This is a genomic window from Herpetosiphon giganteus (assembly GCF_016907925.1).
Lineage (GTDB): Bacteria > Chloroflexota > Chloroflexia > Chloroflexales > Herpetosiphonaceae > Herpetosiphon > Herpetosiphon giganteus.
Genome location: NZ_JAFBCZ010000029.1, coordinates 56214 through 76751 on the forward strand (window position 1 = coordinate 56214; position 20538 = coordinate 76751).

The 20538-nt window shown below is 53.2% G+C and carries 19 protein-coding genes; 12 read left to right on the forward strand and 7 right to left on the reverse strand.

Annotated features, from left to right (window positions below; translation table 11 throughout):
* Positions 1-8 precede the first annotated feature (8 nt).
* From JOD20_RS21110 to JOD20_RS21120, 3 genes are read right to left on the reverse strand one after another with little or no spacing between them, the layout of a single operon-like run.
* Positions 9-1172: a vWA domain-containing protein gene (locus JOD20_RS21110; RefSeq protein ID WP_204757177.1), complete on the reverse strand. Its 1164-nt coding sequence runs from the start codon at positions 1170-1172 to the stop codon at positions 9-11.
* Positions 1169-2167 carry an AAA family ATPase gene (locus tag JOD20_RS21115; protein ID WP_204757178.1) on the reverse strand — a complete coding sequence of 333 codons (999 nt, stop codon included), beginning with the start codon at positions 2165-2167 and terminating at the stop codon, positions 1169-1171. Before JOD20_RS21115 ends, JOD20_RS21110 begins: the two co-directional genes overlap by 4 nt.
* Entirely contained in the window at positions 2164-3549 is a 1386-nt protein-coding gene (locus JOD20_RS21120) for a hypothetical protein (protein WP_204757179.1), read from the reverse strand. The genes JOD20_RS21115 and JOD20_RS21120 overlap by 4 nt, the downstream gene beginning before the upstream one ends.
* Positions 3550-3841: 292 nt before the next feature.
* Between JOD20_RS21120 and JOD20_RS21125 the strand changes: the two genes are divergently transcribed.
* From JOD20_RS21125 to JOD20_RS21160, 8 genes are all read left to right on the forward strand, one after another.
* Positions 3842-5086 (forward strand): response regulator, encoded by a 1245-nt coding sequence (locus JOD20_RS21125; RefSeq protein WP_204757180.1) that lies wholly within the window; start codon positions 3842-3844, stop codon positions 5084-5086.
* Positions 5087-5115: 29 nt separating this feature from the next.
* Entirely contained in the window at positions 5116-6633 is a 1518-nt protein-coding gene (locus JOD20_RS21130) for a sensor histidine kinase (protein WP_204757181.1), read from the forward strand.
* A 215-nt stretch (positions 6634-6848) separates the two neighbouring features.
* Positions 6849-7850: an ABC transporter substrate-binding protein gene (locus JOD20_RS21135; protein ID WP_204757182.1), complete on the forward strand. Its 1002-nt coding sequence runs from the start codon at positions 6849-6851 to the stop codon at positions 7848-7850.
* A 180-nt stretch (positions 7851-8030) separates the two neighbouring features.
* Positions 8031-9035, forward strand: a complete 1005-nt coding sequence (locus JOD20_RS21140; protein ID WP_204757183.1) for an ABC transporter substrate-binding protein — start codon at positions 8031-8033, stop codon at positions 9033-9035.
* A 79-nt stretch (positions 9036-9114) separates the two neighbouring features.
* A complete protein-coding gene (locus tag JOD20_RS21145) occupies positions 9115-10629 on the forward strand; it encodes a sugar ABC transporter ATP-binding protein (protein ID WP_204757184.1) in 1515 nt (504 codons plus the stop codon).
* Positions 10626-11720 carry an ABC transporter permease gene (locus JOD20_RS21150; protein ID WP_204757185.1) on the forward strand — a complete coding sequence of 365 codons (1095 nt, stop codon included), beginning with the start codon at positions 10626-10628 and terminating at the stop codon, positions 11718-11720. The genes JOD20_RS21145 and JOD20_RS21150 overlap by 4 nt, the downstream gene beginning before the upstream one ends.
* Before the next feature lie 30 nt (positions 11721-11750).
* The gene (locus tag JOD20_RS21155; RefSeq protein ID WP_204757186.1) at positions 11751-12731 is read left to right on the forward strand and encodes an ABC transporter permease subunit; all 981 of its coding nucleotides are present in this window, start codon (positions 11751-11753) and stop codon (positions 12729-12731) included.
* A gap of 180 nt (positions 12732-12911) precedes the next feature.
* On the forward strand, positions 12912-13736 hold the full coding sequence (locus JOD20_RS21160; RefSeq protein ID WP_204757187.1) for a GNAT family N-acetyltransferase: 825 nt from the start codon (positions 12912-12914) through the stop codon (positions 13734-13736).
* A gap of 239 nt (positions 13737-13975) precedes the next feature.
* Here JOD20_RS21160 and JOD20_RS21165 read toward each other — a convergent pair whose 3' ends face one another.
* On the reverse strand, positions 13976-14374 hold the full coding sequence (locus tag JOD20_RS21165) for a hypothetical protein (protein ID WP_204757188.1): 399 nt from the start codon (positions 14372-14374) through the stop codon (positions 13976-13978).
* Between the two features lie 517 nt (positions 14375-14891).
* Between JOD20_RS21165 and cas6 the strand changes: the two genes are divergently transcribed.
* Both cas6 and JOD20_RS21175 read left to right on the forward strand, forming a co-directional pair.
* Positions 14892-15584 carry a CRISPR system precrRNA processing endoribonuclease RAMP protein Cas6 gene (gene cas6 / locus JOD20_RS21170; protein ID WP_204757189.1) on the forward strand — a complete coding sequence of 231 codons (693 nt, stop codon included), beginning with the start codon at positions 14892-14894 and terminating at the stop codon, positions 15582-15584.
* A gap of 139 nt (positions 15585-15723) precedes the next feature.
* Complete coding sequence (locus tag JOD20_RS21175; RefSeq protein ID WP_204757190.1) at positions 15724-16119, forward strand: hypothetical protein; 396 nt, start codon at positions 15724-15726, stop codon at positions 16117-16119.
* Between the two features lie 609 nt (positions 16120-16728).
* Here the strand turns inward: JOD20_RS21175 and JOD20_RS21180 are convergent.
* Positions 16729-17043, reverse strand: coding sequence for a hypothetical protein (locus JOD20_RS21180; protein WP_204757191.1), 315 nt, complete (start codon positions 17041-17043; stop codon positions 16729-16731).
* A gap of 213 nt (positions 17044-17256) precedes the next feature.
* Between JOD20_RS21180 and JOD20_RS21185 the strand changes: the two genes are divergently transcribed.
* A complete protein-coding gene (locus tag JOD20_RS21185; protein ID WP_204757192.1) occupies positions 17257-17628 on the forward strand; it encodes a hypothetical protein in 372 nt (123 codons plus the stop codon).
* On the opposite strand, the gene JOD20_RS21190 is transcribed toward JOD20_RS21185, so the two are convergent.
* Both JOD20_RS21190 and JOD20_RS21195 read right to left on the reverse strand, forming a co-directional pair.
* Positions 17608-17907 (reverse strand): hypothetical protein, encoded by a 300-nt coding sequence (locus JOD20_RS21190; protein WP_204757193.1) that lies wholly within the window; start codon positions 17905-17907, stop codon positions 17608-17610. The genes JOD20_RS21185 and JOD20_RS21190 overlap by 21 nt on opposite strands.
* Positions 17901-18536 carry a transposase gene (locus JOD20_RS21195; protein ID WP_204757194.1) on the reverse strand — a complete coding sequence of 212 codons (636 nt, stop codon included), beginning with the start codon at positions 18534-18536 and terminating at the stop codon, positions 17901-17903. The genes JOD20_RS21190 and JOD20_RS21195 overlap by 7 nt, the downstream gene beginning before the upstream one ends.
* A 455-nt stretch (positions 18537-18991) precedes the next feature.
* On the opposite strand from JOD20_RS21195, the gene JOD20_RS21200 reads away from it, so the two are divergent.
* Positions 18992-20455 (forward strand): hypothetical protein, encoded by a 1464-nt coding sequence (locus tag JOD20_RS21200; protein ID WP_204757195.1) that lies wholly within the window; start codon positions 18992-18994, stop codon positions 20453-20455.
* The last annotated feature ends 83 nt before the right edge of the window (positions 20456-20538 follow it).

Sequence of the window (20538 nt, forward strand, 5' to 3'; positions counted from 1 at the left end):
TGTTTTGTTTATTCAAGCAGCAGCCGAATGGCCTCGCCAAAGGGAAAAGCTTCGCTATCCAGGCCGCCAGCAACGACTACCCACAAGAATGGATATTCAGGGGGTACTGGCGGAAAACTGCCATAGCCATCAGTCAAATATACCGCCACCACTGGCATATATGGACGGATTAAGCCCTCAAGGGCCGCAAAAAAGGGTCGGAAATCGGTGCCACCACCGCCGATTGGCTCAGGAATTGGGCTGTGGGCGGTGAGTTGAAATGGCCCATGCGCTTCAGCATCAACATAAAACAAATCGCAGGTGATATGCGGATAGGAACGTAAAATCCCCTGCACCTCATCCATAAAGAGCTGCAAATGGCGCTCGTCGATTGAGCCGCTGGTATCGACCGCCACAAAAACGTGCAGACTCTCGCCAGCTAAGGCATCGAGGTAGAGACCGCGACTCAAAAAACGCCGATCAAAGCCGACAAAATCGGTGGGCGTTTGCACCAAATAGCGCCATAAATAGGTCCGCCAATCGAGTTTCTCAGGGTCGGTGTTGCGCAACTCACGACGCATGCTGCTTGGCAAACTGCCTTGGGCGACCATCAGCGCAATCAGATCAGCTTGGTGCCGCGCATTGCGCCAATGAGCTTCTAGCACTGCATTGCGTTTGGTGCCGCGCGTCTCTTGTTCAAAACCGCCTTGGCCACTCAGACCCGATCGATCAGCCTCGGTTGCTTCGAGTAAATCAAGGCTGTCGGTCAGGGGGTAGCGGCTAGGGTCGCGGACTAATAATTCGTACACTTCTTCGACGCTGAATGCTTCAAGCTCAGGGTCGCGCTGGGTCATGGGGTCGCAGCCAATGCCCTCGATCGTGCTGATAATGCCATTCAACACAATATCGCAGGCCGTGTTCCAAATCCGAGGGTTGCGGCTACCACGGCGGGGAAGATGCAGCAAGGCCGCATGCAACACCTGATGTACAATCAAGCGATCTTGATCCTGCTGGCGGAGAGTGGCGAAATAATCAGGGTTGACATACACCCGTTCACCATCAGTTGCCGCTTGATTCACATTCGTGGCCGCAACCACGGGCGCAAATAACACCAAGCTCGCAAAGTAGGCTGAACGGGTGCGTAGCCGCAGCACCGAAGCACTAATCATGCGCTCAAATTCGGTGGCACTCATGCCAACATCCGTTGATATGCTTGGAAGAATGCTTGCAATTGGGCATCGCCCTGAACATAGGTGGCAAAGGCTCCAATTTGGCCCTTAAGCCGTAACTGCCGCATTAGATCGGCAATAAAGACCTGTACCCATTCGGTTGGCGCTTGGGCCGCCATCCAACAAAAGGCTTGATAGGCGCTATCGGCGTTTGCAGCGCGTAATGTCAAGCCGATCGTGTTGGCATAACGTGCCCCAGGCTCGCTTGGAAAGGCGAGGTTTGCGCCTTCACCACGCAGAATCGCCTCAAAATCGGGCAGCGTTTGATAGAGTTCGGTGTAGGAGTAAAATTCTGCTGCTGCATCAATCCCGACAACCGGAGCAAGATCAAGCTCGGCCTGATAGAGTTGGCTGGCCATCACCCATGAGCGCGGCGACGGCCACGCTGGATGCTGAGGATTGAGTTTGTGCAACAGGGTTGGGCGAAATGAGAGAAAGGCAATCACTTGCTCAGCCACATTCGCATTCAGCGCATAGGCCTTGAAACTATCAAAATCGGGCGTAACTTCGAGGTGCACAAAACGATTTGCCAAGGGTGCTGGCATATCGAAGACCGAGGCTCGATCCTCTTTGCGATTGCCTGCCGCCCAAACAAACCAGCCCTCAGGCAGGGTGTAGGAGCCAACCCGTCGATCAAGAATCAGTTGTTGGGCGACCCCTTGCATGGCTGGGGGAGCCATGTTTAATTCATCAAGAAACAAGATACCGTGCCCAGTCTGGGGCAGAAACTCTGGTGGAAACCAGCGCGAAATTCCGTTATCGGGCACTGGCAAGCCCCGTAGATCGGTTGGCGCAAGCTGCGATAAGCGCACATCAATAAAATCGATGCCGCTGTGTTGGGCAATTTGGGCTACAATGCTTGATTTGCCAATCCCAGGCGGCCCCCAAATCATCGTGCTGAGATACAGCTTTTTCTGCACCAACGTATCGAGGTAGTGCTGTAATTCTAACGGATTCATGCTTGCTCCTTCACTCGTTGCTCACGCGCAGTTTGGGCTGCGCGGCGGACAAAACAATGCGCATCGTTGGTCAATTCGCTGATAATTTCTAGCGGAACTGCGGGATTGAGCGCCAACGCATAGCGCGCATACCAATAGGGCGAGCGCAGACCTTTGCGCAAATGCTGGGGATTGGTGTATTGATTGGCCATGGCAATAAAATGAAACATTGGATGCGCCGAATACAGCGCTGCGGTTAATGCCCGATCAAGCAATTGTTGGCGCGCGCTGGCTGATGTTTGGGGGTTACGGACGACTGCATTGCGTACCTGAATCGATTCATCGGTGGCCAAGCGGGCTAAAATATCAGGGGTGACATTGGGATGTTGGGCGATTGCCTTGCGCATGCGCAACGCCGACCAGCTATAATCGCGAGCCATCGTCGCTAACAACGCAGCAGGAACATTGGGGTTTAAGGCGAGGGCATTGCGCACTGGCTGCACATCATCAAGCTCTAAGCGGGGCAACACCGCAAGTGGCGTATTGATATTGAAGGCAACCCGAGCACGAACGCTTGGATCATCATCATCAGCCAGCAGCCTGAGGATTTCGGGGTCGCTCGATTCAGCAGCACGCTTGCGTTGCTCACGATCTGCCGTAGCAATGCTGGCCAGATCGAAGCGCTCATGATTGATCGTATAGCTCATGGCCGCAAACACTTCGTCTTCTAAGACCGTGACTGTTTGCTGCAAGGCTTGTTGAATGTGTTGCTCATTTGATGCAAGAAGGCGTTGCTCAAGCCAAGCTGGCAGCGTGCCCAGCGCCAGATGCTCAATTAACGCCTCTTGGCCATCGACTGGTGGTAACGGAAGTTGGGCCACGAGCGCCTCTGCTTGCTGTTGCCAATCAGCGCCAGCCTCGCCATAGCTATTAATATGGTAGGCAATGGCTTGGGCAACATCGGGCGAGGCATAGCCACGAATCGTATTAAGCAGATTAAGCGGAATTGCTGGGTGGCGCAGAAATACTAATAAGCGTAGTTCATCCATCTGGCGAAATAAATCGGGATGTTCGAGCAACAACAACAGCAAGACCGGATTGGCGAGAAACGCTTCGGGAAAGTCGGCGGCAAAGTGTAAGAGCGTTTTTTGCGGCGTATTGGGGTTAGCAACCAAGGCGGCAACAATCGCCGTGCGGGGATGAGGCTCTAAAACCACTGCTAATGGGCCTTGGCGACCAACAAAGCGCAGGAAGTCGGTTCCAGAAGTCGGGCGTTCAAAGTCGGGGTCGGCTACCAACGCAAGATAATTGGCAATCCGCAACAGTTCTTCGGGCGTGGTTGTCGAATCAGATGCTGCTTGGACGATGGCTTGTTCGTCAAGCGCTAATGGCTGATTTGGCACAGAAAACTCCCTCAATAAATCGCTCGTTTACCCAACCGATCAATCGATAAACTCGGCTGATTGTACCATTTATCTAGATATTGTAATGGATGCTTAAACGTCCAAGTCGCAACTTGACACCCATGCGATCATAGCCCTACACTAGCGAAACATCTTCAAGCTCATCCGCAAGCAGGCACAGCCTGGCTTAAATTCAAATAAACAGTAGCGGCAACATCCTCAATTGAACTGCTTGACACAAGCTAGCTAGCCGATAACGCTGGGCGTGCGACGACGCATGAGGGGCGCAACGATGACCTACAAACTCTTTTTAGTCGAAGACGAGATTATCACCCGCGAAGGGATTCGCGATGGGGTTGACTGGGCTGCGGCAGGCTATCAGTTTTGCGGCGAGGCCCCAGATGGCGAAATCGCGCTACCGCTCATCCGCGAGCGCCGGCCCGACATTGTGATCACCGATATTAAGATGCCGTTTATGGATGGCTTACAACTTTGTCGCATTCTCAAGGAAACGTTACCAACCACCAAAATTATGATTCTCAGCGGCCATGATGAGTTTCGCTATGCCCAAGAAGCACTGCAAATCGGCGTTACTGAGTATCTGCTGAAACCCATTGTGGCTCACGATCTGCTCGCAGCGCTGGCTAAAATCGCGCGCCAAATCGCTGAAGAACGGCAGTCGCGGGCGCACTTGGCAACGCTGCAAGCCCAAATGTCCGACCATCAACCACTGTTGCGCGAGCGTTGTCTGCTTGATCTGGTTGCTGGAAGTAGTTCAGCAGCTGATTTTATGGAGCAAGCACGCAGCCTTGAGATTGATCTGTTGGCTCCTTGGTATCAGGTGCTCGTGCTGCACGTTATGCCGCCGCATGCCAGCGCAATCCCGCTGTATGCCGTTTGTCAACAAGTTGACGTAATCGTCGGCGTAATTCTCGCTGAATCGCTGTCGGTGGTGGCCTTCAAGCATGGCCTCGAAGACACGATCCTAATCGTCAAGGGCGAAACTCGCACTGATGTGGCCCAACGCGCCGCTGTGCTGAGTGCTGCCTTGAATCGGCAGTTGGCCGAGCAGGCAAATTGGCGGGCGCACATCGGCAGCGGCGAGCCAACCGACCGGCTCAGTATGATTGCCCAATCGTTTGCTCAGGCCCTGCTCCAGATCAGCGCTGGTGAGCGTTCAGCGGAGGTCGGGTTTAGCGATCAAGCGCCACTGAACGCCGATCCGATGATTATGAAAGCGCTGGCCTACATCGATGCCAACTATGCTGATCCTGCGATGTCACTGAGCCAAGCTGCTGCCCAAGCCTTACTCAGCCCAACCTATTTCAGCGCACTCTTCCACCGCGAGGTTGGCGAAACCTTTATCGACTACTTGACCAATCTCCGGATTCGCAAAGCGATTGAACTGCTGCGCTCAACCTCGCTGACCGCCAGCGAGATCGCCTATCGCATTGGCTATCAGAACCCACGCTATTTCTACTCGGTGTTCCGCAAGGTTGTCGGGCAGCCACCCAACGAGTTTCGCCAACGCGCCTAGGCTACGAGAGGCTCTCTATGGATGAAAATATGTTTGATCGTGCTCGCTCCAGTGGCTTGGCAGGCATGCTTACAATCCCTCGGCTGCGCATGCGGCTGTCCATCCGCGACAAAATTCTGCTCGCGTTGCTGATGGTCGTGATTCTGATGAGCGTGCCCTATATTTTTCTGATCGTGCCTGGCCTCGAATACAAGACCCAGTATGATGGGCTGATTCAGAACATTACAACTGCGAATAGTATCAACGGCTATATCAAGCCATCAATTGATGCAGAACTGTGGGAAATTATTGCTGGCAAAAAACCATTTGCTCAAGGTACGCAATATGCGATTTTGAGCGATGTCGACCATCGAATCGAGCAGATGATCAATAACTCCAGCTCGGAAAAGGGTCGGGTCAAGCTCAGCATTATCCAGCACACCCTACAAACCCTGCGCAGTTCGATCGATCGGGTTGGGATTCAGATTGCCCAAGGCAAAACGTTTGCCGAAAATTTGCTGCTGATGGAGGAGATTCGCAGCATCACCCAATTGATTGAGGGCAACGTTCAGGCCTATGCGCTGTTTGAGGTGAAGCGCACGCAACTGCAATATCAGGCGATGCAAAGCGACCTCACGCGTTGGGCGATTGGCGGCCTGAGCGTCATTATCACGTCGATTGGCTTTTCGATCGTCGCTGCGTGGCGCATCTCAAAAAGCATCTATGTGCCAATCAAGAAATTGCACGATGTAACCACCACGATTGCCCGTCACGATCTGGAGGCTCTGGTTATCGCCGATAATGCCGACGAGATTACCGAGCTTGGCTTGAGCTTTAACATCATGGTTGGCAAGATCAAAGAATTGCTTGATGCCAAACTCGAAGAACACGAGAACCTCAAAAAGGCTGAGTTGCGGGTGCTCCAAGCCCAGATCAACCCCCATTTCCTCTATAACACGCTCGATGCGATTATCTGGATGGCCGAATCCAAGCGCACAGCCCAGATCGTTGAGCTTGTTTCAGCCTTGTCACGCTTCTTCCGGATTACGCTCAGTAAAGGCCGAGATTGGATTACCGTGCGCGATGAGATTGCGCATATCGAAAGCTATCTGGCGATCCAGAAGATTCGCTACCGCGATATTCTCGACTATCAGATCGATATTCCCGAGGAAACTCGCAGCGGTGAGATGCTCAAACTTACGTTGCAGCCGCTAGTGGAGAATGCGCTCTATCACGGCATCAAGAATAAGCGCAACGGCGGCGCGATTGTCGTTCGTGGTCGCTGGCTCGCTGGCGATCGGCTCCAAATCGAGGTTGAAGATAATGGAATTGGGATGCTGCCAGCGCGGCTTGCCCAGATTCAGGAGCTGTTGGCAGCGGGCAATCGCTGGGTGGCGGGCGCGATGCCGATTGTCGAAGATGGCTATGGTATCAGCAATGTTAATCAACGGATCAAGCTCTACTACGGCCCAGACTATGGGCTGTCGATCGAGAGCACCCATGGACACGGCACCTGCGTAACCCTGATCATTCCGCAGCAACGCAAACCAGCGCCCGGCGGGAGTTGATATTGGTTGCTCACTCATTGATCGTAAAAAATTAACCACCAGCTTAAAAAAACGAACACGTTGATTACTAAAAAAACATTAAAATAGCAGCTATTCTGCATAGAAATCAGGCTTGTTTGATGCGAGCCAGCCGCTATAATAGCCAGCATCCCAAGTCAATCACGTGTAATAGCCGACCATGACTGGTCGGGAATGCGCCAAAGGAGGCGACCTCAATGATTGCTCTTGCTCTCTACCGCAGCGTTATCGCGCTAGCCATAGTATCGACTCTGGCGGCGTGCAGCGAGTCTGCGCCTATAGTGAGCGGAGCACTAGCAACTCCACAAACTATCCAAGCCAAAACCTATCCTGAACTCGTTGTCGGGTTTGCGCAAATTGGAGCCGAAAGCGAGTGGCGTACCGCCAACACCCGTTCGATCCAAACGACAGCAGACCAACTCGGCATCGAATTGGATCTTTCCGACGCTCAGCAACAGCAAGCCAACCAAATCAAAGCTATCCGTTCGTTTATCGCCCAAGGTGTCGATGTCATCGGGGTTTCACCAGTCGTTGAAACTGGATGGGACGAGGTTTTTGCCGAGGTCAAACAAGCGGGCATCCCGCTCATTCTGCTCGATCGCAGCGCCAATGTGTCAGCCGATCTCTACAGTGTTCGCATCGGCTCGGACTTTGTTGAAGAGGGTCGGCGTGCCTGTAGCGAGTTAGCCCGACTGCTGGATGGCCAAGGATCAATCGTCATTTTGGAAGGTACGCAAGGCTCGGCTCCAATGCTTGGGCGCGGCGCTGGCTTCCAAGAATGTCTGCAAGCCTATCCAAACCTGCACGTGCTCGCCAGCCAATCTGCTGATTTTATTCGCGCTCGGGGCAAAGAGGAGATGGCGGCCTTACTGCAAACCCATGGCCACAGCATCGACGGTGTGTTTGCCCAAAACGACGACATGGCGCTTGGCGCAATCGAGGCCATCGAGGAGTATGGGCTGCGGCCGGGTATCGACATCAAAATTGTTTCGATTGATGCGGTGCGAGCTGCCTTCGAAGCAATGATCGCTGGCAAGCTGAATGCCACAATCGAGTGCAACCCGCTGCTTGGCCCGCTTTTCTTCGCGACAGCCCTCAACTTGGCCAATGATCTGCCAGTTGAAAAATGGATCAAGCCAGACGAAGGTATTTATCGCCAAGATACCGCCGCGCAGGAATTGCCCAATCGGCTCTACTAGAACTTTCTTTTCCCGATTTCTTTGAATCTAGCGAAATTCCTTTTGGGTGCGCACAGGCTGCGTGCTGCGGATCAGGCTGCGCTCGATCCGGGAGGATACATCCAAAATAGGCTATTTTTTCGTGGGTAACGACCGTTTACAAACACGATTTTCGCTTTCTTCGCGTAAGGAGGACTTTCCATGAGCAGTTCACGATCATTCGCCGCGCGTCTAATGGCGCTCCTGGTTATCATCGGGTTGGTTGGTTGCGGTGCCCAAACTGCGACCGAAGCGCCTGCGAACGCACCCGCGACCGGGGCAGGAGCGAAAACCTACAGCGATATGGTGCTTTGCTACCCGCAACTTGGGGCCGAAAGCGACTGGCGCACAGCCAATACCGCCTCGATCAAAGAAACAGCAGCCACCTTGGGCATCAAGCAATTGGTCTTCTCTGATGCTCAGCAAAAGCAAGAGAATCAAATTTCCGCCGTGCGCGCTTGTATTCAGCAAGGCGTAGATGTGATTGCCTTGCCGCCCGTGGTCGAAGATGGCTGGGATGCTGTTTTGACCGAAGCCAAAAATGCTGGCATTCCGGTGATCATTGTTGACCGCAGCGTGAGCGCCGACAAATCCTTGTATAGCACCCACATTGGTTCGAATATGACTTTGGAAGGCGAACGAGCCGCGGCTGAATTCAACAAAATGATGCCAAACGGCGGCGTGATCCTCGAGCTTTCGGGCACGACCGGCTCTGGTGCTGCCGTCGGACGGGCCAAAGGCTTACGCAACAAACTGAATTCGAACATCACCATTCTCGATTCGCAAACGGGCAACTTTACTCGCGCCGAGGCTGTGCCGGTGATGCAAGCGTTGTTGAAAAAATACACGCCAGGCAAAGATTTCCAAGGCTTATTTATCCACAACGACGATATGGGCATTGGTGCGATTGAAGTGCTCAAGGCAGCTGGGGTCAAACCAGGCGATCTCAAAATTGTATCGGTGGACGGCACCCGTGGCGGTTTCCAAGCCATGGTCGATGGCTGGTTCCAAGCAGATGTTGAATGTAATCCATTGCTTGGGCCACAGGTATTCGAATTGGCACTGAAGCTGATGAACGGCCAACCAGTTGATGCTGAAGTGCTGACCGATGAAACCGTGTACTACCCAGAAAACGCCGCAGAGTTGTTGCCAACGCGCAAATACTAGCCAGCAAACAACCGCTGGAGAAGGTATTAAGCCTTCTCCAGCGGTTTATGTGCTGCTAGATGAAAGGCGAGTGATCGTTATGGCTGATCCGCAGAATCTTATCACCGTCAGCGGCGTTTCCAAAGCATTTCCCGGGGTTATCGCCCTCGAAGGGGTCGAATTTACCCTACGAAAAGGCGAGATCCATGCCCTGATGGGCGAAAATGGTGCTGGTAAGTCGACCCTGATCAAAATTCTCACTGGGGTGGAGCAGCCCGACACGGGCCGCATAGAACTAGAAAACAGCGCCATTAGCATTAGGTCGCCGCAGCATGCCCAAGACCTTGGCATCAGTACGGTGTACCAAGAGATCAATCTCTGTACCAACATTTCCGTGGCCGAAAATATTATGCTTGGCCATGAGCCACGGCGTTTTGGTGGCATCCATTGGAAAAAACTGAACGAGTTGGCGCGTCAGGCGCTTGCACGGCTTGGCATCGAGTTGGATGTGACGCAGCCCTTGGGAATCTACTCAATTGCAATTCAGCAGATGGTTGCGATTGCGCGCGCGCTAGCGATTGCCTCAGCCAAAGTGTTGATTTTGGATGAACCGACATCGAGCTTGGATGCCAACGAAACTGCCCGCCTCTTCGCGGTTATGCGCTCACTCAAGCAGGCAGGCATCGGGATTGTGTTTGTCACCCATTTCCTTGATCAAGTGTATGAAATCGTCGATCGGGTGACGATTCTGCGCAACGGGCGCTTTGTTGGAAGCTTCGAGATTGCAGCACTCTCGCGGGTTGAACTGGTGGCCAAAATGCTTGGGCGGGTGGTTGATGAATTACAGGCCTTGGCTCATGACAAAGATAATTCTGCTCAGCAAACCGACAACAATCAACTTATCAAAGCCTCCGGTCTGGGCCTGCGTGGCGCGTTAGAACCGCTTGATTTGACGGTGGGTGTTGGCGAAGTACTTGGGATTGCAGGGCTGCTTGGCTCTGGACGCACCGAATTGGCAAGCTTGCTGTTTGGCATCGCAACCCCTGATAGCGGCTCGCTGGTGATCGATGGCCAGCCAGTGACGCGCTTCTCGCCACAAGCATTGATCAAGCGTGGGGTCGCCTTGTGCCCAGAAGATCGCAAGGCTGAGGGGATTGTGGGCGAACTCAGCATTCGCGAAAATATTATCTTGGGCTTGCAAGGGCGTTACGGCTGGTTCAAGTTTATTGGCCGTCAGAAGCAGACCGAAATTGCTGAAAAATATATCAAGTTGCTCGGTATTCGCACGCCATCGCCAGACCAGTTGGTTAAAAACTTAAGCGGCGGCAACCAACAGAAGGTCATTTTGGCGCGCTGGCTGGTTACGCAGCCTCGCCTGCTGATCTTAGATGAACCAACGCGGGGCATCGATGTTGGAGCCAAGGCCGAAATTCAAAAGCTGGTGCTGGAACTGGTGAAGGATGGCATGTCGATCGTCTTTATCTCTTCCGAACTGGAAGAGGTGGTGCGGATCAGCGATCGAATTGTGGTTTTGCGTGACCACGCGAAAGTAGCCGAATACGACCATGCGGTAAGCGATCGGACTCTTATGCAAACGATGGCAGGTGAGGCATGAACAATCGAATTTCCTTCAGCCGAATTCGCGAAAGTCGGCTGTTTTGGGTGCTCACCGCGTGGGCAGTTATTCTTGGCTTTAATGCGCTGTTCGTGCCCGAATTTTTTCGGATCGGCATTCAAGATGGTCATCTCTACGGCAATCTGATTGATGTGTTGAACAACGGTGCGCCGCTCATGCTGGTGGCAATCGGGATGACCTTAGTGATTGCTACTGGTGGAGTTGATCTTTCGGTTGGAGCTGTGATGGCAATCTCAGCGGCTATGGGGGCGGTCTTGATCAACCCAGCGCCTGGTGACAAGTTGGTCTCAAATGAGATTTTGACCAGAAACGCGACCAATACACCACTGGCAATCATTGTGATCGCAACGCTGGCGGCGGGCACGCTCTGCGGCCTTTGGAACGGATTATTGGTATCGCGGGCCAAGATTCAGCCGCTAGTAGCCACCCTGATCTTAATGGTAGCAGGGCGTGGCATTGCCCAGCTCATTAGCAACGGTCAGATTATCACCATCTACTACACGCCCTATTTTTGGTTTGGCAACGGCTATATCTTGGGCTTGCCCGTTTCAATCTATATTGTGGCAGCGGTGGCCATCCTCGCATGGGTTGGTGTACGCAAAACCCCAATTGGGCTGTTTATCGAAGCGGTGGGGCTTAATCCAAAAGCCACCTACTACAGCGGCATTAGTGCCAAGAATATTCAGTTGCTGGCCTATACGTTTAGTGGTTTTTGCAGTGCATTGGCTGGTTTGATCCTTAGCTCGTATGTGCATAGCGCCGATGGCAATAACAATGGGCTTAACTATGAGCTAGACGCAATTTTGGCCGTGGTAATGGGTGGGACGATGTTGTCTGGTGGGCGTTTTTCGCTGCTGGCGAGCGTGCTTGGCGCGATTGTCATCTGGACATTTACGCTTTCGATGTATGCGCTGGGCGTGCCTGCGAATGCCTTGCTTGCTGGACGGGCGGTGCTTGTGCTGCTGGTGATTCTGCTCTATTCCGATCGGCGGCTGATCAAACGACGTAGCAAGAATAACCAAGCGGCGGTGCAGTCGCAGGATGAGAAGCCAAGCCTGCCGCATCCATAGCCTCGAACCAGCGCTTTGAAAGGGATTTCCATGACACAACGGCTAAAGCTTTCCGTGCTGCGGCATGGCCCGCTGCTGACAACAATCACGATTTTTCTTCTGGCCTACATCATTGGTGCGCAGCTGTACCCTGCAATGCAACGGCCTCAGGCATTTTTCAACCTGTTTATTAACAATGGCTTTCTGCTCATCCTGGGGATTGGCATGACCTTTGTGATTCTGACGGGAGGGATTGACCTGTCGGTCGGTGGTGTTTTGGCCCTGACAACGGCAGCATCGGCGGCATTGCTCAATCTTGGAGTCAGCCCGCTTGTGGTTATGCCGCTGATGCTGGTAATGGGCACAATGATTGGGCTTGGTTTGGGCAGCCTCATCCATTTCTTCAAAGTACAGCCATTTATCGTTACCTTGATGGGCCTGTTTTTTGCCCGTGGGCTGGCTTACATCATTAGCCTTACGTCGGTCACAATTACTGACCCATTGTATAAATACTTGGCTCTGACCCCAATCTATCTGCCTTTTTTTGCCAAAGCCTATATTTACATTCCAACCCTCGTCGGCCCGGCGCTCTTGGTGGTGGCGGTCTATCTGGCCTACTTCACCCGTTTTGGACGAATTGTCTATGCGATCGGCAATAATGAGCAGTCGGCGGCGCTGATGGGGTTTCCGGTTGGCCGCACCAAAGTCTTGGTTTATGCCTTCAGTGGCTTTTGTTCAGCCTTGGCTGGGATTGTATTCAGCATTTCGCTGTTGGCTGGCTATGGGCAGTTCGCGACTGGCGTGGAGCTGGATGTGATCGCAGCGGTGGTGATGGGTGGCACGCTGCTTACTGGTGGGGTTGGCAACGTGATCGGCACCTTGTTTGGAATCCTGATCGAAGCGACGATCATTTCAATTCTCCAATACAACGGTACGCTCAGTTCGTGGTGGACGCGCATTTGCGTTGGGGTGCTGACGCTGATCTTTATTGGCATCCAAAGCGGCTTTGCACTGCGTAAGAAAAAATCATGATCAGCAAACCTTGCTATCTAATCCACGTGCTTCGGGTATCATACTGAAATTCTTCATGGGATGGGCAAATCGGCAGCTTTTGGTGATTTGTGCCAACTCATGGAATGGATGCTACACGTTTAGGCCAAGCACCAGTGGCAGATAACGTTTTTGGGGCTTGCCAGATTGCAAGGAGTTGCAATGGATAGCATTATCAGGCCCGCAGACAGGCGTGATACAGCAGCGCTGGTTCGGCTGATTGCCAGCGAAGGCAGCAGCGTACTTACAGGCGATAATCCACTTCCGCATGATCAACTCGCTCCAGACGGGTATGTTGCTCAACGGATGGTTGCCTTGGCGCATGATGGCAGCCTGCTAGGATCGAGTTGGGTTGCTCGTGCTCCGTGGCGGCCTGATGGCTGGTTTGAACTACAAGTCGTGGTCGATTCGGCGCAGCGTGGCCAAGGGATTGGCACTGCATTGGTCGTTGATGCCCTTCAATTGCTTGAGCAGCAGGGCTGGCGCACGCTCCAGTGTCATGTTCGCGATGGCGATGCAGTGGCGCTGCGCTTTGCCCAGCAGCATGGATTCAGCCTGAGCCAGCGTTTTTTTACCATGGTGCTCGATGTGGCCAGTTTCGATGCCAACGGATTTCAATCGGTTGTGCAAACAGCAGAGGCAGCAGGATTTTCCTTCTTCACCTTTGCCGATGTGGCCAACCAGCCTGATGCAGCGCGCAAACTTTATGAGCTTAACCGGCGCTTAGCACCCGATCTCCCCGGGAATGACGATTCTTTTCCCACATTTGAAGAGTACGCCCATGAAATTATTGGAGCTGACTGGTTCCGGCCTGAGGGACAGTTTATTGTGGCCGATGGTGAGCGCTGGGTTGGGCTGGTTGGTATGGGCTTTGATGATGCAGCGCGGACGATGAGTCATGAGTTTAGCGCGGTCGATCGAGCCTATCGGGGCCGTCGGCTGGGCAGGCCCTCAAGGTGCAGAGTGCCCTGCTTGCCCAACGCTTGAACATGGAGCGGATCGTCACGGGCAACGATAGCACGAACGCGGCGATTGTGGCGCTGAATCAGAGCTTAGGCTATCGAGAGCAGCCCGGCATATGCAAACTGCTGCGTGAACGTTGATTCAGCACAGATTCCATTCTGAGTTTGGGCATTGCTGGTGGATAATTACATGTTTGATTTACATAATGTAATTAACGTAACTGGTTATTGAGAATGGCTCCGTGCTGAATCAACGACAGCGGCTTATCCAGCAAATGGAATAACAAGGAACCAGAGGAACGCCATCCCGAGCGTCAACGCGATCCCCACAATTAATCCAAACCCATACTTCCAGCGCGGTAAAAGGTGCATGGCGTGCGTCAGGTCGTACCAGTCTCTGGCAACCAATCCGGCGATTAATGCGGTAAGCGCATATTCCGTCAGCATCAGCATGGGGCGGTATGACCAAACGTGATGCGGTTCATCGTAGACAAATCGAAGTGGGGCGTAACGCACCTCCACAATCTGGGGAGCAGCATCAAGCCGAAACGCCATGGCAATCCCAAGCGCGGGCAATCCGCAGCAGACAAGCAGCACAATACTACGCAGAATAACCTGTTTCCAGGGCTTCGTTTCTGCTGGCACCTGATACGATGGCGACATAGATAGCTCCTCACGAATGAACATCAATCAGCGGTATCATCTCATCGTCTACGAATCGTCGCGTGTATCTAAAGCACCACCAGGCGGCTCAGCTTAAATATTCCATTCGAGAGATTTTTATCCCCTTCGAGTAAAGAGAAGGCGTTCGTCAGCTATACAAATTCATCGTGGCATTATCTGCCCTTGGTGCATCCACACGATGGCTGTGCTATCATAGGCGCACGCTGCATTGAGGATCGAGGATCTGCTGATGGATTTGCTCCCCCATTTACCCATCCTGCACGGACGATTTGTATATGAACTGTTGGCGGATTCCCGCCTCCCACGCTGGAAAGGTGCGTTACTGCGTGGCGGCTGGGGGCGTGCCCTCTCTGCCGTGTTTTGCCACCCGCATTGCGATCAGCCGGCTCACTGTTCGCATGCCTGCCCTTACCGTACGCTGTTTACCCCCGAAGCTCCACCCGGCCATGTCGCTGGAGTCCGTGATGCGCCCCGTCCCTTTCTGGTTCGCCCTCCGTTGACCGATCACACGAGCATGCGGCGCGGCGATCAACTCGTGTTTGAGGTAGTCTTGATCGGATCAGCGGTACATTATGCCCATGTTATGATGGCAGCCTTTGCCCATTTAGGTCGCTTGGGATTAGGCGGAGATCGTAGCCCTGCAACGTTAATCCAAGGTTTCACTTTTTCCGATCAAGCGCAGCGGTTCATCCCATGCTTTCATAATGGACAATGGTTGCCGTTGGCCCCGCCCATCCAACCCGAATTTTTTTATGCTACTGTGCCTGATACAGGGAATCGCTATCACCTTCAGTTTGTCACACCAACCCGCATCAAGCATGCAGGCACAATGCGTCGCCAATTTGACATTCCGCTGCTAGTCAGCGCCGCTATTCGACGGTTGCAACACCTCAATACCCTCTATGGGACAATGCCATGGCAGCCCCCCGTCGATGCGCTGCTCGCGGATGCGCGCGCCGCTCACATTGTAGGCGATCGCATGCGGTGGGTGGACTGGGGACGAACATCCGAGGCAACCGGCCAAACGATGCACTTGGGAGGGATGATCGGGACGCTCGATGTCCATGGCATAACCCCCGCCTTGGCAACACTCCTCACGATGGCATCAACCGTCCATCTTGGGAAAGCCGCTGTTTTTGGGAATGGCTGGTTTCGCGTGCAACCTACCGATCGAACGGTATCGGATTGATCATGGGAAGCTGCTGCGCAGCAGCCACGTGGAGCGCATTAGCGTCACGCATGCGCTTATCGACTAGCTAAGCAATGGAGGGGTCTCTATGAGTTACTAGATACCAAAGAATCAATCCCCGCTCTCGCGGAGACGGCTTATGCTTTTTAATAGTTTCTGCTTTCTGTCGTTTATCATGGTCTTTGTTGTCGGCGCATATTTTGTGTTAATCGATCTGTTCAGCTATCCGGTGCAGGAATGGATAACCATCGTATCCAAGGCAATGATGGATGATCCGAAGGATTCTGGAACACAATCCTTGATTCAGCTGATTCCCTTTCTCCCGTGCTCATGGATCTGCATCTATCACGAGTATCGTTATATCGAGTATTCGAAACGCGCTCCATCCGGCGTGTGGTATGGGATCTGTGGGCTGCTGCTTCTGTTCTCATTATTAATCTTACTGAGCGGTTTTTTTCTGTTGGACAGACAGGGCTATGGTTCATGGGGTGAGGATTGTCCAGGCGATCGTGACCGGATCACAGCCGACCAATAAAGAGGTACATATGAGCTACCACGTCCCAGACAATCAGCCACCGCGCTCGTCCGCTCGATGAATCATGATTCAAATCGTCACCTGGCTGACCGCGATCATCGCAGTGGTGGTCGGTCTCTTCTTCATGGATCTTGATCTTGGGCGCTATCCGGTCCATACATGGCTTGGGGTCATCGTCCGACACCTTGCCAGTGATGCAGGAACGGCATCACTGGTCCCGCTCATGCTCTATCTGCCGTGTGCGATTCATCGGACTCATCAACGAATATCGGGCGATTGCGCAGAACCGACGCGCCAACACGGGGTGGTTGTCCGTGATTGGTACGCTCTTGCTCCTCGTCTCGTTGTGCATCTTCCTGATTGGTATATTTGTTGGGTAAGCAGGGGGAATAGTATATGAGCGTATCATTCCCCATCGTATCGTTAATCCATCACCGTCGTTGGAGGGAATTCTCATGCTTTATCCACCACTTCGGTATCAGCATTCGCCCCAAGGTTGGTTCTGTCTCTTTTTTGGACGCGAGGACGACATGCTCAGCCCCGGTGAAACGACGGGATCCAGATGTTGTCCCCCGATCCTCACTCGTGACGCTGATAGAGCGAATTCGCTTACTCAAACAGGAGGCCAAAGGTAGCGACGAGTGCTCCATTCAAGAGCAGCAACACCCCATAGACGACCAATTCCCGCCACCGCGTCTGCGTGCCCCGCAGGATGAGCCAGCCAAAAACCCCAATACTCAGGCAACTCCAGCCAAAGGCGACAACCACCCGATCAATCAGCGAGTGTGGTGGCCATGGAAGTGCATAGAGCTTCATGGATGTGAACATCGCAATACACCATAACACCCCGAGGATGCCAAAGAACCACGTACTCACTTGGACAAGCATCCAGAGCCACCACGGCGGCGTTGCCCATCGTTCCATCGTTAATCCCTCCCAGTGCCAATTATTACATACAAAAGATAGTCGGTTCCTGCCTGTGCCGTCGTGTATCGAACGATACATCGCAGGGATATTGGCAGCGGAACACCGCTACGATGCGCCGTGGCTGCACAAAAACCGTCAGCACGTGCTTGCATCGTGACCATTGCTTTGCTACGATAGAACACCACACATGTCAACCCAAAGGATTGCACCATGGATGATAGCGCCCTGCGCCTTGCCCTTGAAGCGCTGCTGGATGAACCCACCCTCAAGTCAGCGCATCGTGCGTCGATTGAGCACGGCCTTGCCGATCTGAGGGCGCTGCGCCAACATCCCGATGAGCGGGACTATCTTTGCTATCTCATTGAGCACTATGGTCAGCCTGATACCCGCACATGGGTGATGAGGCGTGGTTGCTGGTCATCGCATGTTTCCGTGCTATGGACTTTATACCCAATCCACGTTGTATCACGCTTCATACTCCAGCGCCCATCAGGGTCATACGGCAAAACGATCGGGTCGGCAGCGGATGGCATCTCGGCAACGGTTTGCCCGCGTATGGGTTCAGGGCTCGTGGTATCGTGATCCACCCAAACAAACAGCCCGCAGTGTTTTGACCGCAGGAATCTCGGTGAGCCATGGCTCGGCAGCGGTATCGATCTGTGCAAGCAACAGCGCCCCATCCGTGCCGATTTGGTTGGCCACGGTCGTCCGGGTCGATTCAGCTTTCGGAAAGTGATAGGTATCAACCCGTGGCCCATAGCGCTCAATCCAGTCGGCAGGAATCCATGCAGGCACAACGGTCGCAACGGCATTGCGTGCGGCGCGCAGGGTCTGGCCCACCCGTTCGCGCCGATTCAGCATGCGAACCGCCGCAAGAACGCGGGTCCTAAGTGATAGGTATCAACCCGTGGCCCATAGCGCTCAATCCAGTCGGCAGGAATCCATGCAGGCACAACGGTCGCAACGGCATTGCGTGCGGCGCGCAGGGTCTGGCCCACCCGTTCGCGCCGATTCAGCATGCGAACCGCCGCAAGAACGCGGGTCCTATCGGTGCGTTGTTTTCCGCGTGCTTCAAGCAACCTCCGCTCCTGAAGCTGCGTCAGCAAGGTATCTAAGAGCAATGTCTCGGGATTGCCTGCACGGACACGGGCGCGAAATTCACTAAGGACGGAATGATCAACGCCGGCATTGGTTAAGTCAAGACACCGGAGATACTTCCAATCAATGCGCCCGCGAACCGCATCGGCGGTTTGGCGATCCGAGAGGCCTTCGGCAAACTGAAGAATGGTTGCTACGGCGAGGCGAACGGGCGAGAGCGCTGGTTGACCACGACGTGGAAAGAGATCGGCACATTGGTGATCGGTATCAATAACACCGAGTTCGTCGGCAATCCGGAGATACAGATTCCCTTTGGGGAATGCGGCATGGGCAACCCGTGCCGTTTCTTCAGGAATACAATAGGTCGTTTGCGGATGCAGTGACCTGGCCAAGCTCCTTGTCCAAAGACACACCGTTCCCCGCAATGCTAGACGGTTTTGTATGAAAGACGCAAGGTCCATCTGAATTCGCCACCAGTGTCAATGTTGGTCATGGGCCTTTTAGTTCCTTTAATGCTTCCCATTTAATAAATAATTCCTATATCTTGCAAGACATAGGAAAAAAAAGAATAGCCACACGACGCACATCGTGGGATGACACCAATGTCAGAATATCTTAACATACGGCTCTTTTTATCAGGAAGAACCGCTCAAGCATCACTCCTATCCAGCCGCCATCAGAACCGAATAGCGTTTGAGCGCGACAGTACAGGAGGCGCACCCATGCCGAGATTATAATTAACACACCTGCTCTTCGTATAGGTATCGTGCTTCACCGTTGATGACACCTCGCTGCGATATCACTACGAATAAGCCTTCTGTTGTCGTGTATCACAAGGAGTTCTCCTATGAAACGGATAGCCATTTTCACCAGCTTCGCGCTTGCTATCCTCAGCGCATGTAGTTCATCAACGCTGCCTTCGCCTTCTGCACCCGCCAACCCACCAACCGTCACGCACAGCACCAACCCACCAACCGATCCTGATCAAACACCGATTCCCGCTCCAAGCATCGACATCGACCAAAACCCAACGCGTGATAGTGACTCTTCATCACCAGGAATAACGGTTGGTGCTGTGCATGGAAACACTGCCGAATTCGGCTCGGTTGCAGAGTTTCCTGTCCAACTCACAAGTAAGCCAACCGCGCTCGTTACGATTCCTCTTGGATCAAGTGATGAAACCCAAGGGATCCCAGAACAAGCGGTGGTCCGCTTTACCCCAGAAAATTGGTTCCAAGCACAAACAGTTGTTGTTCGTGGTACCGCTGAGCGGGTTCAAAATGATGCGCAATCCTACCAAATTCTTCTCGGTGCTGCGGTCTCGGATGATCCTCGCTATCAGGGACTTGACCCGCAAGATGTCACCCTGAGCGGGATTCTATTAGAGCTTTCTGCACCTGATGACGGAGATAGGCTGATTGCCAACATCCCTGCGACGATCCATCCAGTTGTCCAGTATACAGGAAATGATCTCCTCTCCTTTGCCTTAACACAAGCCCCCGATCAAATGGTTATTGAACTCAGTACCGGTATCATCTCGTGGACTCCACAAATAACCGACCAAGGCCAACAGTATACGATTGGGGTCTCAGTCAATGACGGTCATCGATTCACCGAGACGCAATTTCAGATCATGGTTATGCAACCAGATCCTTTAGTTGTAACACGTCTCGGCGATACCTTAACGGTTGCTGATCCCGCAACAACCCTCAATGATATGACCATTACCCAGCGCGGCGCGGGAGACGTAGACGATCTTGAATTGGGCAAACTCGCGATTAATGTGGTACCAGAAGTTCCAGCATCAGTTACCGCCCTTTCCGATGTATTTGTCCACAGCGGTTCGTTTGATCATGCAGTTGATATCCGATTTCCGCTTGCGAATCTGCCAGAGAATGTGTCGCTCGATGACGTTCATCTGTATGCATTTACGGAAGCAATTGATGTCGCTGGCCAATTTTGGTCGCCTGTTTCGATGGCAACCAGCTATGAAGGCACATCGGATGCCCCGCGGATTGTTGTGAGCATAGCACGACTGGAAGGTATGGCATTTTGGGGGTATGAGCACACCAACCCAACCGGGTCGCACCGCGATTCACCATATGTTGCGGTTGCCTACACCGTACCGCAGCAAGCACCTACACCAAATGCATCGCCATGCATCCAAGTAGTTGGGCCTGCTCCGGCGAATACGCTCTTGGATGACTATGTTTGTACTATCGCCTCTGCAGCAGGCAATGCATCAATCCATGCCACATCAACGATTACGATCACTGGCTGGGGACCGTCAACAATAACTACGGTGGTATAACGAAAGTGGTGCAAAATTAACGAGAGCCAGGTGGACTATACTTGGAAATGCAACAGACCAAGGAAAGGACCACCATGACTCCC